Here is a 14,224-nt window from a genome sequence, read left to right as displayed (position 1 = left end):
GCCGTGCACCGAGTGTCAAGTGGGTGGGACGGAGGTCTCACTATTTGAGCGCAATGGCGGATGCACGAGCGAATCCGGGCCCGCCAGCCCGCCGCGCCGGACGGGCAGTCCGCTACCGCTGAGCACCACCGCACGGCCCTGCCCGGCCAGGTCCGGAACGGGGAAGCCGGAGTGCGTCAGCGTGCGCCGCAGCCGGTGCTCGTCGAGCGGTCCGGAGAACGCCACGCCCATGCCGTGCGTGCAGCCCATGGAGCGCAGGGCGAGGACCTGCTCGGGCAGGTCGACGCCGTCCGCGACGGACTGCATGCCCAGGTCGCCGGCGATCCGCAGCAGCCCGGCGGTGATCTTGTGCAGCCGGGAGGACTCCACCACGCCGTCGACCAGCCCCCGGTCCAGCCGCAGCACGTCGATGGGGAGCCGGCGCAGTGCGCTGATCGCGGCGTATCCGCTGCCGAAGCCGTCCAGGGCGATCCGCACGCCGATGCGGCGCAGCGCGACCAGCCGGCGCTCCAGATCGTCCAGCGGGAGCCGGGGATCACTTTCGGACAATTCCAGGACGAGCGCGCGCGAGGGCAGGCCATGCCGGGTGAGCAGCGATTCGACGCCCTTGGGGGACAGCGAGCGGTCCAGCAGCCGCCGGGCCGAGAGCCGGACCGCGACCGGGATCTGATGGCCGGCGCGGTGGCGCGCCGCGGCCTGCTCGACCGCCTCCTGCAGCTGCCAGCGGTCCAGCTCGGCGGCGCGGTCGCCGTCTTCGGAGTACCGGCCGCGGTCGCCGACCCGCAGGAATTCGGCCGGGGTGAACAGGATGCCCTGGGCGGAGCGCCAGCGGGCGTGTGCCGCGACCGCGGTGACCCGTCCGCTGGCCAGCTCGACCACCGGCTGGTGCAGCAGCGCGAATTCGCCGTCCTGGAGGGCCGTACGCAGTTTGGTGGCGAGTTCGGCGCGGTGCGCCACCTCGTCCTGCAGCTGTGGGGCGTACAGCTCCACCCGGCCCTTGCCGGCCTGCTTGGCGCGGTACATCGCCAGGTCGGCGTTGCGCAGCAGACCCGCGGGGGTGACGCCGGGCTCGGCGAAGGCGACGCCGATGCTGGCGGCGACGCGTACGTCCCGGCCGTCGATGCGGTACGGCTCGGAGAGCTTGATGCGCAGGCGGTCGGCGATCTCGTGGATCCGGAACTCACGGGCGGCGCGGTCGCGGGTGCCGTCGCCCGTGATCAGCGCGGCGAACTCGTCGCCGCCCAGCCGCGCCGCTATGTCCCCGGAGCGCACCGAGTCGCCGAGCCTGCGGGCGGCCTGTACCAGCAGCTCGTCGCCCGCCTGATGCCCGATGGTGTCGTTGACCTGTTTGAAGCCGTCGAGGTCGATGTAGAGCACGGCGGTGTCGTGATCGCTGGCCCGGCGGCCGGTGACCGCCTTCGTGACGCGTTCGGTGAACAGCGCGCGGTTGGGCAGGTCGGTGAGCGCGTCGTGCGAGGCGTTGTGCTGGAGCTGGGCCTGCAGCCGGACCCGCTCCGTGACGTCGCGGGAGTTGAAGATCAGGCCGCCGTGATGGCGGTTGACCGTGGACTCGACGTTCAGCCAGCCTCCCCCACTCTCGACTGCGCTCGAGCGGGAGGTGCCCCCACGGCCCGAGCGCCGCTCGCCGGCGCGGAAGCGGCATTCGATCCGGGTGGTCGGCTCGTCCTCGGGGTCGGCGGCGAGGAACCTGCGGACCTCGTGGACGACCCGGCCCAGGTCCTCGGGGTGGATCAGCGACGCCAGTTCGGAGCCGACCAGTTCCTCCGCGTCCCGCCCGTAGACGCCGGCCGCGGCCGGGCTCACATAGCGCAGCACACCGGACGGGGCGGCGATCATGATGACGTCGCTGGAGCCCTGCACCAGGGAGCGGAAGTGGTTCTCCTTCTGGGCCAGCTCCTGGGTGAGGGTGATGTTGTCGAGAAGCATGATGCCCTGGCGGACGACCAGCGCGAGGACGACCGTGCAGCCGGTGAAGAGCACCACGCGGTCGATCCGCCGGCCGCCCAGGACGTTGGTGAGGATGCCCAGCGTGCACACCGCGGCGGCGAGGTACGGGGTGAGCGCGGCGAGCGAGCCGGCGATGGGGCGGCTGCCGTGCGGCTGCGGGCGGCGGGCGGGCTCGGCCTCTTCGGGCTCCTCCTCGCCCGCACGGCGGGCCACCCAGGGCGCGTACGCGAGCAGTATCGAGCCGGCGAACCACCCGGCGTCCAGGATCTGGCCGGAGCGGTAGTGCTCACGCAGCAGCGGCGAGCTGAACAGGGCGTCGCACAGCACCGTCAACGCCAGCGCCGCGACGGCGGTGTTGATGGCGGAGCGGTGTACGGACGAGCGCCTGAAGTGCAGCGCGAGCACCATGCTCACCAGCACGATGTCCAGCAGCGGATAGGCCAGCGACAGTGCGCTCTGCGCCACGCTGCGGCCCTGGAAGTGGGCGGTGTGCGCGAGCGCGAGGCTCCAGGAGAGCGTGAGCAGCGACCCGGCGATCAGCCAGGAGTCCAGCCCCAGGCAGACCCAGCCGGCCCTGGTGACCGGCCGCTTGGCGAGCACCAGCAGACCGACGATGGCCGGCGGCGCGAACAGCAGGAAGCAGAAGTCGGCCAGCGAGGGGCTGGGCACCGTGGTCCCCTCGATGACCTCGTACCATCCCCATACGCCGTTGCCGATGCCCGCCATCCCCGAGGAGGCGGCGAACAGCATCCAGGCCGGGCGGAACCGGCTGCGGTGCCGGCGCGCGTACAGACCGCAGGAGACCGCCGCCACCAGGGCCGCGAAGCTGAGGCCGAAGTCGCCCATGAACATGGCGACTTGGCGGGAGCCCCAGCCGAAGGCGGCACCGACGGCGTAGCCGCCGCAGACCACGGCCAGGACGATCTGCGGCACCGCGCTCGCCGGACCGCCGGCCGGCGCGGACGGCCTGGAGAGCATCGCCCCGGGGGCACTCACCGTGCTCTCCCGGTGTCCCGTGCGGGGCTTCGTCGCGGACGGTGCGCCCGGGGGCCTCGCCGCGTTCCCGCGGGCGCTCGTGGATCACGCATCTCGCGGATCATCCATCGGCTGTACATCGCCCGTCGCCCCCCTCGCGTTCCGGATCTCTCCCATCGCGCCGCTTTCGTCCGGCGCCGTCCCCGATCGGGACGATACACCAGTTCCGTCACTCAGCGACATAGCACCTCTACGGAGCGTGACAGGTAGCGCGATTTGAATACCCCCTGCAGTCGTACGGCCTCGTAGCGCTACGCGCAACCGCTTTCGCCGGCGGTGGCGACCACGTTGCGCAGGGGCTCGCCGGCCGCGAAAAGCGTCAACTGCTCCCGCAGCAGCCGCTTCGCACGGGGCAGGAAGGCAGAGCTGGGGCCACCGACGTGTGGAGTGATGAGCACGCCGGGAGCGTGCCACAGCGGGTGTCCGGCGGGCAGGGGTTCGGGATCGGTGACGTCGAGCGCCGCACGAAGCCGCCCGGACTCCAGTTCGCCGAGCAGCGCCTGGGTGTCGACGATCGGACCGCGCGCGATGTTCACCAGCAGTGCGCCGTCCTTCATCCGCGCCAGGAAATCGCTTCCGACCAGGCCACGGGTGCCGTCGGTGAGCGGAGCGGCGAGCACGACGACGTCCGCAGCGGGCAGGAGGGCGGACAGGTCGGAGAGTGGATGCACAGGGCCGCGCACAGTGTCACGCGCGGTGCGTGCGACGCGCACCACCCGCGCACATTCAAAAGGCGTGAGCCGGTCTTCGATGGCACTGCCGATCGAACCATAGCCCACAATGAGGATCGACTTGTCGGCGAGCGCGGGACGGAAGCCCGGCCGCCACTCCCCCGCGTCCTGACTCCGCACAAAGCCGGGGATGTCGCGCAGCGACGCCAGGATCAGGGTGAGCGCCAGCTCCGCGGTGCTGGCGTCGTGCAGCCCGCGGGCGTTGCACAGTTGGGCACCGGGCGGCATCTGCGCCAGCCCGGGCAGCATGTGCTCGACACCGGCGGTGAGGGTCTGCACGACCCGTACCCGGCTCATCCGGGACAGCGGGCGCAGGCTCGCCTCCGCGCCCTTCATGTAGGGGACGACGTAGCACACGCACCGGGCCGGATCGGCCGGGAAGTCGGGTCCGGCGTCCCAGTGGAGGTAGCGGAATCCGTCGGGCAGGCCCTCGATCTCGCCGGGCGGGATCGGGAGCCAGACGTCGTTCGCGTCGGTGCGCTGCGCTGCGGTTGCCATGGCCAGAGGCTATGCGAAGAGATGTTCTGCTCAGACGTTAGTTTGGTCTGGCCCTTGATCGGGGGCGAGGGGACGGAGGCACAACCAGGTGGAGCGCAGGACAATCGGCGCGGCGGCCCTCGAAGTGGGTGCCATCGGGCTCGGCTGCATGCCGATGAGCTGGGGGTACACCGAGTCGCAGCGCAACAAGGAGGGGTCGCTGCGGGCCGTGCACACCGCGCTGGACCGGGGCTCCAGCCTGCTGGACACCGCCGATATGTACGGGCCGTTCACCAACGAACTGCTGGTGGGCCGGGTGCTCAAGGAGCGGCGGGCGGAGGCGTTCGTGTCGACCAAGTGCGGGCTGCTGGTCGGCGAGCAGCACATCGTCGCCAACGGGCGGCCCGGGTACGTCAAGCGGGCCTGCGACGCCTCGCTGCGCCGGCTGCAGACCGACCGTATCGACCTCTACCAGCTGCACCGGGCCGACCCGGAGGTGCCCATCGAGGAGACCTGGGGGGCGATGGCGGAGCTGGTGGCGGCCGGGAAGGTGCGGTCGCTGGGGCTGTGCGCGGTGGGCGCGCGGGCGGTACGGCAGACACGACCGCCGCTCACCGCCCGTACGCAGCGGCGGCCGGGACCTCCGGCGGCGCGCCCCCGCTCCCGGATGCACGACTGCACGCTGGCCCAACTGGAGCGCATCCAGCAGGTGTTCCCGGTCAGCAGCGTGCAGGCCGAGCTGTCGGTGTGGTCGCCGGAGGCGCTGGAGGAGTTGCTGCCGTGGTGCGCGTCGCGGGGCATCGGGTTCCTGGCGGCGATGCCGCTGGGCAACGGCTATCTGACCGGCACGCTCACCCCGGGGCAGGGCTTCGAACCGGCGGACATACGGGCCCGCCACCCGCGCTTCACCGCCGAGATGATGGCCTCGAACCAGCCGGTGGTGGCCGGGCTGCGGCGGGTCGGCGACCGGTACGGCGCGACGCCGGGGCAGGTGGCGCTGGCCTGGGTGCTGGCCCAGGGCCGTCATGTCGTCCCCGTACCGGGCACGAAGAAGGAGCGGTGGGCCGCGCAGAACGCCGCGGCGGCGGATCTGGCGCTCACCCGCGAGGACCTGGCAGAGATCGCGGCGCTGCCGCGGGCGCTTCAGTCCTGGTAGCCATGACGGTGCCGGCCCCGCGGTTGCCGACGGGGCGCGGACGGGCCGAGTGAGCACGTTCGGCGGCCCGATGTGGTGTTCTTGTGCACGCCCCGCCGACGAGAGGACCACTTCCGTGCAACGCCGTTCCCAGACCGCCGTGTTGGCTGCCGCTTCGCTGCTCCTGGCAGCGGGCTGCTCGTCCGGTGGCGGCAAGCCCCAGGACGGCGGGCGTGCCACCCATCCTGCGAAGAGCCCCGGTGCCTCGGCGGGCGCCGGCTCGCCGACCGCCACGCCGTCCTCGACCGCGCCGCCCGCCAAGGGCTCGGTGAAGGTGACCGCCACGCTGACCACCGGTCTGACGTCCCCGTGGGGCGTCGCGGTGCTGCCGGGCGGGGACCTGCTGGTCGCCTCCCGCGACACCGGCAAGATCGTCCGGGTGGCCGCGGACGGCGGGAAGACCACCGAGCTGGGCTCGGTGCCGGGCGTGGACCCGGGGGGCGAGGGCGGGCTGCTGGGGATCGCGGTGTCCTCGACGTTCGGCACGGACCACCAGGTGTACGCGTACTTCACCACCGCCTCCGACAACCGCATCGCCCGGATGATCTACGACGAGAAGCGCCCCCCGGGCGATCAGCTCGGCGCTCCCGACACGATCCTGAGGGGGATTCCCAAGGGGCAGATCCACAACGGCGGGCGGATCGCGTTCGGCCCGGACAAGATGCTCTACGCCGGCACCGGCGAGACCGGCGACGACCAACTGGCCCAGGACAAGAAGTCGCTCGGCGGCAAGATCCTGCGGATGACCCCGGACGGCGAGCCGGCACACGGCAACCCCTCGGCCGACTCCGTCGTCTACGACTACGGCCACCGCAATGTGCAGGGCCTGGCCTGGGACGGCGACCACCGGCTGTGGGCCTCGGAGTTCGGGCAGGACACCTGGGACGAGCTCAATCTGATCGAGCCGGGCAGGAACTACGGCTGGCCGGAGGTCGAGGGCAAGGCCAAGGGCGGGCAGACCGGCGCCGGTTTCGTCGACCCGGTCGAGGTGTGGAAGACCGCGGACGCCTCGCCCAGCGGCATCGCCTACGCCAAGGGCTCGATCTGGATGGCCTCGCTGCGCGGCGAACGGCTGTGGCGGATCGCGCTGGACGGGACGAAGCCGGTGGCGGCTCCGCAGGCCTTTCTGAAGGGCACCTACGGGCGGCTGCGGACCGTCGTGGCGACCGGCGACGGCGGGTTGTGGCTGGTCACCAGCAACACGGACGGACGGGGCACACCGCACAAGGGCGATGACCGGATTCTCCGGCTCAAGGTGAGCTGACCTCTTCTGCCCCCTCTTTCGCCGCTGCTGCCTACACTCGGGGCCAGGGGACGGGTGCGCGTCACGCCGAAGAGGGGGCAGGCACCATGTTCAACATCGCCGAGGAACTGTTCGCACCGGGCCGTCAGCACACCGAGGAAGAGCGGCAGAAGATGTCGCTGGTCGTCGACGACGTGGGCGACGGCGATCCCGGGACGGGCCCGATAGACCTCTCCTCCGGAGTCGTCGTCATCCGGGCGGGACGGGGTACTGCCCCGGACGCCCGAGATGCGTGCCCATCGGCCCGATCCGCGCGGCCGCGAGGTGCCCGCTGCGGACCGCGGTGACCACGCCGACCACCGGCATGGCGAGCAGTGCCAGGAGGATCGGCCCGTAGCCGCCCTCGCTGGACACCGCCATCACCGCCACCTCGCCGAAGGCCAGGGCTGCGGCGAGCACGAAGCAGACCAGTACCCGCGACGGCTCGGAGGAGACCAGTCGGAGCGGGGCGTAGGCCAGCACCAGGCCCACGACCGCGCCGATCGACACGCCGACGGCCAGCGACCCCAGCACCGCGACCGCGGCCAGCACCGGGTCCTCCAGCCTGCTGCCGGTCGGGCCGTTGAGACCCCGCGTCACCATGACGAACACCCACAGCAGGGCGCAGGCGGCCGCCGGGATCGCCCCGGCCCGCAGACCGAACACCAGCCCCCGCCGCAGCACGGCGCGCGACTTGCCCATCTCGTCCCCGCATCCCCGAACGCGCCGCCGACCGCCGGCGTCCGCGTCCGCAGTATCCCAGCAGCTCACCGACCGGCTGCGGCGGGCCCGGGCGCGGTGTACCGGTCGGGTCAGGAGGCCGCCGGTTCGCCGAACAGGCGCAGCCGGTGAGCCACCGCCCCCGCCTCGCCGCGGCCGGAGACACCGAGCTTGGCGAGGATGTTGGAGACATGGACGCTGGCGGTCTTCGGGGAGATGAACAGTCTGTCGGCTATCTGGCGGTTGCTGCGGCCCTCGGCGACCAGGCGGAGCACGTCCCGTTCGCGCGGCGTCAGACCGAGCGCCGCGGCGGGGGCGGGGTCGGCGGAGGGACCGTCCCCGGTGGCGCGGCGGGCGGAACCGGCGGTCATGGTCGCCGCGGGGTCCGGTATCAGCCCGGGCAGGGGGATCCGGGCCCGCTGGGCGAGGAGGGTGAGTTCCTCGGCGAGCGGGCGGGCGCCCATCGTCGTGGCGGCGGTGTGCGCCTGGGTGAGCAGGAGTGCGGCGGCCTCGCGCGGGGTGCGGCCGTCCAGCCCCGCGGTGGCCCGCTCGCTGCCGTGCAGCAGGGATTCGGCCCAGCGGTAGCAGGCCCGGGCGAGCTCGTGCGGCCGCTCCAGGGGCTTGAAGGCGGCGACCACCTCGGCCCAGGCGTCGGGGGTCTCGCGGCCCTCGGCGCGGCGGAGTTCGGCGTCGACGGCGAGGGCGTGCGCCTCCCAGACGGGGGCGAGCTGGGGCAGCTTCTTGGCGGTGTCCCGCACGCGGGCCAGGACCGCGGCCCGGCCGGGCTCGGCGGCGGGCAGTCCGCGGGCGTCCGCCTCGGCGGCGGCGGCCGACCACAGCAGCGGCCAGGCGTAGCGCTGGGTACCGGGCGGGCAGCCGGCGTCCAGGGCCTGTACGAGGATGGCGCGGGCGTCGAGGATCCGGCTCTGGTGCACGGCGATGCGCAGGGCGTGCCGCGCGAGCGGCAGGGCGTGCTGCGGCTGGGGGTCGTGGGTGCCGTAGTGCTCACGGGCGACGGCCAGTTCGCGCTCGGCGACGGCGAGGTCGCCCTGGTCCAGGGCCAGGTCGGTGAGGCGGTTCGCCGCCAGGGCGATCGAGCGGGCGCTCTGGGCGAGCCGGCGGCAGTCGGCGGCGGCCCGGCTCGCCTCCTCCCAGCGGCCCAGCGACTGGAGCGATTCGGCGCGGTTGGCCATCACCCAGCAGGTCTTGTCCTTGAGGCCGTAGCGGGTGGTGAGTTCGATGCCCTGCTCGGTGACCTCGGCGGCCTCCCGGGAGCGGCCCACGCCCTCCAGGAAGGACGGGAGGTTGACATGGCCGCGCCCGATGGCGGAGAAGTAGCCGCGCTCGACGGCGCGGTCGACGGCCCCGCGGAGATCGGCCAGGCCCTCGTCGACCGCGCCGGAGTCGATCCGCAGCCCCGCCAGCGTCAGCCGGGAGTTCAGCTCGGCCTCCTCGTCGCCCACCAACTGGGCCAGCTCCACCGCGCGTTCGGACGTGGCGAAGGTCTCCGGGCCCGGCTCGTGCAGCACCGCCCAGCTGGCGACGGCGGCCAGCACCTCGGCGTGCACGGAGGACGGCGGCAGACCGCGCACCAGCTCCTGCGCCCTGCCGAGGTCCTCCCAGCCGTTGCCGCGGCCGGTGCCCTGGCAGAGCCGGGAGCGCTGCACCAGGAACCAGGCCGTGCGCAGGGGGTCGTTCTCCTCGCGCAGGGACCGCAGGGCGCGCTTGGTGATCGTGAAGGCCCGCTCGCCGTCGCCGGACAGCCGGGCGGCCACCGCGATCTCGGCGAGCAGATCGAGGAAGCGCAGCGCCTCGTTGTCACAGCCGCGGGCCGGATAGGCCTCGGTGTAGTCCACCGGGCGGACCCCTTGGCGTACCTCCGGGGGCGCGTCGTCCCACAGCTCCAGGGCGCGGTCCAGCAGCCGCAGCTGCTCGGCGTAGGCATGGCGGCGGCGGGCCTGGACGGAGGCGGCGAGGACGGCGGGGAGCGCCTTGGCGGCGTCATGGGCCTTGTACCAGTAGCTGGCCAGCCGGGCGGCGCAGGCGTCGGCGCGCACCAGGGAGGGGTCGGCCTCCAGGGCCTCGGCGTAGCGGCGGTTGAGGCGGGTGCGCTCGCCGGGCAGCAGGTCGTCGACGACGGCCTCGCGCACGAGGGCGTGCCGGAAGCGATAGCCCGTGCCGTCGTCGGTGGGCACGAGGGTGTTGCTGCCGACGGCGGAGCGCAGCGCCTCGATGAGGTCGTCCTCGGGCATCCGGCAGACGGCGGAGAGGAGTTCGTGTTCGATGGTGGAGCCGCCCTCCGAGGCGATCCGCACCACCCGCTGGGCGTCCTCGGGGAGCGCCTCGACCCGCACCAGCAGCAGATCGCGCAACGGGTCGCTCAGCCCGTGCAGACACCCCTCGGCGAGGCTGCGGGCCAGCTCCTCGACGAAGAAGGCGTTGCCCTCGGAGCGCTTGAAGACCCGGTCGACGGTGGCCTCTTCGGGGTCGCTGCCGTTGATCCCCGCTATCTGGGAGCGGACCTCGTCCCTGTTGAAGCGGGCCAGCTCGACCCGTCGGACCGTCCGCATGCGGTCGATCTCGGCGAGGAAGGGGCGCAGCGGATGGCGGCGGTGGATGTCGTCGGAGCGGTACGTCGCCACCAGCAGGACGCCGGCGTCGTGCAGGGCTCTCAGGAGGTAGGCCAGCAGCTCGCGGGTGGAGCGGTCGGCCCAGTGGAGGTCCTCGATGACGATGACCAGGGTGCGGTCGGAGGCGAGTCGCTCCAGGAGCCGGGCGGTCAGCTCGAAGAGGCGGGCGCGGCCGATCTCCTCGTCGTGCGCCTCGCCCGGCGTCTCCCCCAATTCGGGCAGGATGCGGGCCAGTTCGCCCTCCTGGCCGGCGACGGCGGCGGCGAGCTCGTCCCGTAGATGCCAGTTGAGGGTGTGCAGGATCGCGGAGAACGGTGCGAAGGGCAGGCCCTCGGAGCCGATCTCGATGCAGCCGCCGAGCGCGACCAGCGCGCCCCGGGCGCGCGCGGCCTCGCTGAACTCCTCAATGAGGCGGGTCTTGCCGACCCCGGCCTCGCCCCCGATCAGCAGGGCCTGCGGCTCACCGGAGGCCGCGATACGGGCAAGCGCGTCGCCCAGCGCGGCGAGTTCGGCCGCGCGGCCGACGAACACGGGACTGACGGACCTGTTCTCCACGCTGCCGAGCATCGCACAGGAGTCTGACATTCCGGCAGGGGGCTTCGGCACGGCGGGGTTCGGCGATCCTCAGGACCTGCAGGAGGTCAGGCGGCGGCGCGGCGTACCCGCCACCGCCGGCCCCGCCTGGTGCTCACCCGCCCTTCGGGTTCGTTCTCCCCGGAGCGGGCGGCGGCGCCGCGCCCGGCGCGCAGGGCGTCGGTCGCCTCGCGGACCAGGCGCTGCCGGTCGGCCTCGCGGCGCAGCTCTTCGTAACGGACCCGCATTTCCAGCTCGGAGGTGTACACGGTGGCTCCCTTGACGGCGTGGGCTTGTTGACGTGCTCAAGCCTCGTCGCCAAGGGGGGTAAGCCACATCGGGAGGGTTCCCGATCTTTCCCTGCGGGCGGTGCTTAGAAACCCGCCCGCGCGTGCCTCAAGGCGCCGGTACCTGCCTTAGGCGCCCGGTCCGGCGCCCTTAGGGATGCTGGGCAGACTCCCGAACAGGTCGAGGTACATACCGGCGGAGATCAGGATCCCCAGCACGGCGAGCGCCAGTCCGGCCCAGGCGACGGCGCGTACCCAGGGTGCGCGGGGGCGGGTCAGCACCACTGCGGCCACGATCGCGGCGAGCACCGCGAAGACGCCGTTGACCAGGGCTGTGGTGTGCCACGGAGTGCCGTACATGGTGGCGATCTGGTCGGTGGCCTTGCCCGTCTGGAGCTTGATCTGGCCCAGTAGGGTCTGCCGCTCGGCCATCAGCGTGCCGAGCCAGGTGCCGGTGACGGACGCCAGGCCGAGCCCGGCGGCGACGACGGCACCGGCACCGGCGGCGACCCCGGTGGCGGGCGGTGCGGCGGCGGTGTTCTCGCCGGCCTCGCCGGAGCCGTCCTCGCCGTTGTCGTCATCCTGCCCGGCGGCGACCGCCTCGTCGGCGGCCTCGGGCTCCGCGCTCCCGGCCTCGGCGCTCCCGGTCTCCGGGCTCGCCGCCTTCTCCTCCTCCGTGGCGGCGGCCTGCGCCGGCACGGTCTCGTCGTCGGTTCGCTTCTCGGTCGTCCTGGTCGTTCCCATGGGCGCGACCGTAGGTGCCGTGTCTGAGAGGGAGATGAGAGAGCGCGGTGAGAGCCGGGGCTCCGGTGGCCGGGAGGCAGGTGCCGAGCCGGACGGCAGCCCTGCGGCAGGTCCTACACGCCCACCAGCGGCCGTTCGCCGCCCGGCTCCGGCGCGCCGTCGCCCGGCCCCGGCGCGGCCTCGTCCGGCTCCGGCGGCGGCTCGATGCTGATCCGGGGCAGTACGCGGCCGAGCCAGGACGGCAGCCACCAGTTGGCACCGCCCAGCATGTGCATCAGCGCCGGGACCAGCAGCGTACGGAGGACGAAGGCGTCCAGCGCGACGGCGGAGGCCAGGCCGATGCCGAACATCGCGATGGTCCGGTCGCCGCTGAGGACGAAGGCCGCGAACACCGCGATCATGATGACCGCCGCCGAATTGATCACCCGGCTGGTCTCGGCGAGGCCGACCCGTACCGCGCGGCGGTTGTCGCGCGTGAGCTGCCACTCCTCGTACATCCGCGACACCAGGAACACCTGGTAGTCCATGGACAGCCCGAACAGCACCGACACCATGATCACCGGCAGGAACGGCTCGATCGGCCCGGCGCTGCCCAGGCCCAGCAGCTCGCTGCCCCACCCCCACTGGAAGATCGCGACGACGATGCCGAAGGACGAGGCGACGGCCGCGACGTTCATCAGCGCGGCCTTGAGGGGTATGCCGATGCTGCGGAAGGCGAGCAGCAGCAAAAGCGAGCCGAGCGCCACGACCACGCCGATGAACAGCGGCAGCTTGCCGACGATGACGGACGCGAAGTCGTCATAGCTCGCGGTGATGCCGCCGACCTGCACCCGCATGGTGGTCCCGTCGGCGGCCTTGGGAAGCACGTCCGTACGCAGCCGCTCCACCAGGTCGGAGGTCTGCCGGGACTGCGGTGAGCTGTCCGGTACGACGGTGATCAGCCCGGTGCTCCGGCTCCCGTCGAACTGCGGGCGGCTGACCTCGGCGACGCCGGGCGTGCTGCGCAGCTGACGCGGCAGCTTGTCGAAGGCGATCCGGTCCTTGGGGCTGTCGAGCGCGCCGACGAGGGTCAGCGGCCCGTTGAACCCGGGCCCGAAGCCGCTGCCGTGGCCGTCCCCCGGCCCGCCTCGCGCCAGCAGGTCGTACGCCTTGCGGGTCGTGGACGTGGCCGGGTTGTTGCCCTGGTCGGAGGTGCCCAGGTGGAGCCCGAAGGCGGGCAGTGCGAGGGTGAGCATCACGCCGGCCGCGGTCACGCCCAGCAGCTTGGGGTGCCGCTCGACGAAGCCGGCCCAGCGGGCGGCGATACCGGCGCGCCGCTCGGGCCGCGGCCCCTCCTCGGCCAGCCGCCGCCGCTCCCGCCGGCCGAGCACCCGCATCCCGATCAGCCCGAGCAGCGCCGGCAGCAGCGTCACGGACGCGGCCACGGTCAGGACGACGGTGAGCGAGGCGGCCAGTGCGACGCCGTTGAGGAAGTTCAGCCGCAGCATCAGCATGCCGAGCAGCGCGATACAGACCGTGGCCCCGGCGAAGACGACCGCGCGCCCGGATACACAGACGGCGCGCTCGGCGGCTTGCTGGACCGACATCCCCGCCCGTAGGCCCTTGCGGTGCCGGGTGACGATGAACAGCGCATAGTCGATGCCGACGCCGAGGCCGATCAGGCTGCCGAGCATCGGGGCGAAGTCGGCGACGGTCATGGCGTGGCTGAGCAACGTGGTGCCGGCCGAGGCGGTGCCGACGGCGGCCACCGCGGTGACGATCGGCAGGAACGTCGCGGCGAGCGAGCCGAAGGCGAGGAAGAGCACCACGGCCGCGGCGCCGATCCCGATGATCTCCGGGAGCTGGGCCCGCGGCGCCTCGGTGAGCGCGATGCCGGCGCCGCCCAGCTCGACCTGGAGGCCGTCGCCGGCCGCGGCCTGCGCGGTGTCGACGATCCGCTGGACCTCGGCCGCCTCCAGTTCGTCGGCGGGCCGGTCGAAGACGAGCCAGGCGTAGGCGGTGTGCCCGTCCTCGCTGATCTGGCGCGCGCCGTGCGCACCGTCGCCGCGGCCGCCGGAGGGGCCGCGCACCTCGGAGACACCGGGCAGCTCGGCGACCTTCTCCATGGTCTGCCGCATGGTCTTCTCGACCGCGCCGGAGCGCACCGTTCCGCGGTCGGTGTGCCACACGATGGTGTCGCTGTCCCCGGACCGGTCCGGGAACGCCTTCGCCATCAGGGCGCCGGCCCGCCCGGATTCGGTCCCGGGGACCTCGTAGTCGTTCGAGTACGCGGACCCGGTGACGCCCGCGGCGACGGCGACACCCGCGAAGGCGGCGAGCCAGAGAACGATCACCACGATGCGGCGCCTGAGACACCACCGAGCAAGAGCGGTCACGGACCTCGACTGCTTCCCGGGTTGTGCGTCGATAACTCCCGGGTGCGGGTGGTGCCGAGCGCGGATGTACGGGGACGGGCGGATGCGCCGCCAACCGGTCGGGCGAGCGGCGGCCCCCTGACAGAGCAGGTTGACACCCCGAAGAGATCCTTTGCGTTCTTTGTGGAATTCCCCACAAAGAACCGGGATGCGGGGACTCGTCCCGCG

The 14,224-nt window shown here is 73.0% G+C and carries 10 protein-coding genes; 3 read left to right on the top strand and 7 right to left on the bottom strand.

The genetic code is table 11. The annotated features are described in order from the left end of the window. Window positions 1-15: 15 nt before the first annotated feature. Together ACZ5XZ_RS05480 and ACZ5XZ_RS05475 are read right to left on the bottom strand one after the other, a co-directional pair. Entirely contained in the window at window positions 16-2,964 is a 2,949-nt protein-coding gene (locus ACZ5XZ_RS05480) for a putative bifunctional diguanylate cyclase/phosphodiesterase (protein WP_468974788.1), read from the bottom strand. 290 nt (window positions 2,965-3,254) lie between these two features. Further along, a complete protein-coding gene (locus ACZ5XZ_RS05475; RefSeq protein ID WP_468974787.1) occupies window positions 3,255-4,232 on the bottom strand; it encodes a 2-hydroxyacid dehydrogenase in 978 nt (325 codons plus the stop codon). An 88-nt stretch (window positions 4,233-4,320) separates the two neighbouring features. On the opposite strand from ACZ5XZ_RS05475, the gene ACZ5XZ_RS05470 reads away from it, so the two are divergent. From ACZ5XZ_RS05470 to ACZ5XZ_RS05460, 3 genes are all read left to right on the top strand, one after another. Continuing rightward, the gene (locus tag ACZ5XZ_RS05470) at window positions 4,321-5,367 is read left to right on the top strand and encodes an aldo/keto reductase (RefSeq protein WP_468974786.1); all 1,047 of its coding nucleotides are present in this window, start codon (window positions 4,321-4,323) and stop codon (window positions 5,365-5,367) included. A gap of 115 nt (window positions 5,368-5,482) precedes the next feature. Next, entirely contained in the window at window positions 5,483-6,670 is a 1,188-nt protein-coding gene (locus ACZ5XZ_RS05465; protein ID WP_468974785.1) for a PQQ-dependent sugar dehydrogenase, read from the top strand. An 86-nt stretch (window positions 6,671-6,756) separates the two neighbouring features. Next, window positions 6,757-6,996: a DUF6191 domain-containing protein gene (locus ACZ5XZ_RS05460; protein WP_468974784.1), complete on the top strand. Its 240-nt coding sequence runs from the start codon at window positions 6,757-6,759 to the stop codon at window positions 6,994-6,996. Here the strand turns inward: ACZ5XZ_RS05460 and ACZ5XZ_RS05455 are convergent. From ACZ5XZ_RS05455 to ACZ5XZ_RS05435, 5 genes are all read right to left on the bottom strand, one after another. Then, the gene (locus ACZ5XZ_RS05455) at window positions 6,899-7,390 is read right to left on the bottom strand and encodes a hypothetical protein (protein ID WP_468974783.1); all 492 of its coding nucleotides are present in this window, start codon (window positions 7,388-7,390) and stop codon (window positions 6,899-6,901) included. The two genes, ACZ5XZ_RS05460 and ACZ5XZ_RS05455, sit on opposite strands and share 98 nt — an antisense overlap. A gap of 110 nt (window positions 7,391-7,500) precedes the next feature. Further along, window positions 7,501-10,605 (bottom strand): helix-turn-helix transcriptional regulator, encoded by a 3,105-nt coding sequence (locus ACZ5XZ_RS05450; RefSeq protein WP_468974907.1) that lies wholly within the window; start codon window positions 10,603-10,605, stop codon window positions 7,501-7,503. A 74-nt stretch (window positions 10,606-10,679) separates the two neighbouring features. After that, window positions 10,680-10,880, bottom strand: coding sequence for a hypothetical protein (locus tag ACZ5XZ_RS05445; protein WP_468974782.1), 201 nt, complete (start codon window positions 10,878-10,880; stop codon window positions 10,680-10,682). A 147-nt stretch (window positions 10,881-11,027) separates the two neighbouring features. Further along, window positions 11,028-11,642: a hypothetical protein gene (locus tag ACZ5XZ_RS05440; protein WP_468974781.1), complete on the bottom strand. Its 615-nt coding sequence runs from the start codon at window positions 11,640-11,642 to the stop codon at window positions 11,028-11,030. 113 nt (window positions 11,643-11,755) lie between these two features. Beyond that, window positions 11,756-14,017: an MMPL family transporter gene (locus ACZ5XZ_RS05435; RefSeq protein WP_468974780.1), complete on the bottom strand. Its 2,262-nt coding sequence runs from the start codon at window positions 14,015-14,017 to the stop codon at window positions 11,756-11,758. Window positions 14,018-14,224 lie beyond the last annotated feature (207 nt).

Source organism: Streptomyces sp. NPDC033270 (genome assembly GCF_055576575.1).
The sequence above is the reverse complement of the archived record's forward strand: the minus strand, read 5'-3'. Positions and strand labels throughout refer to the sequence as shown.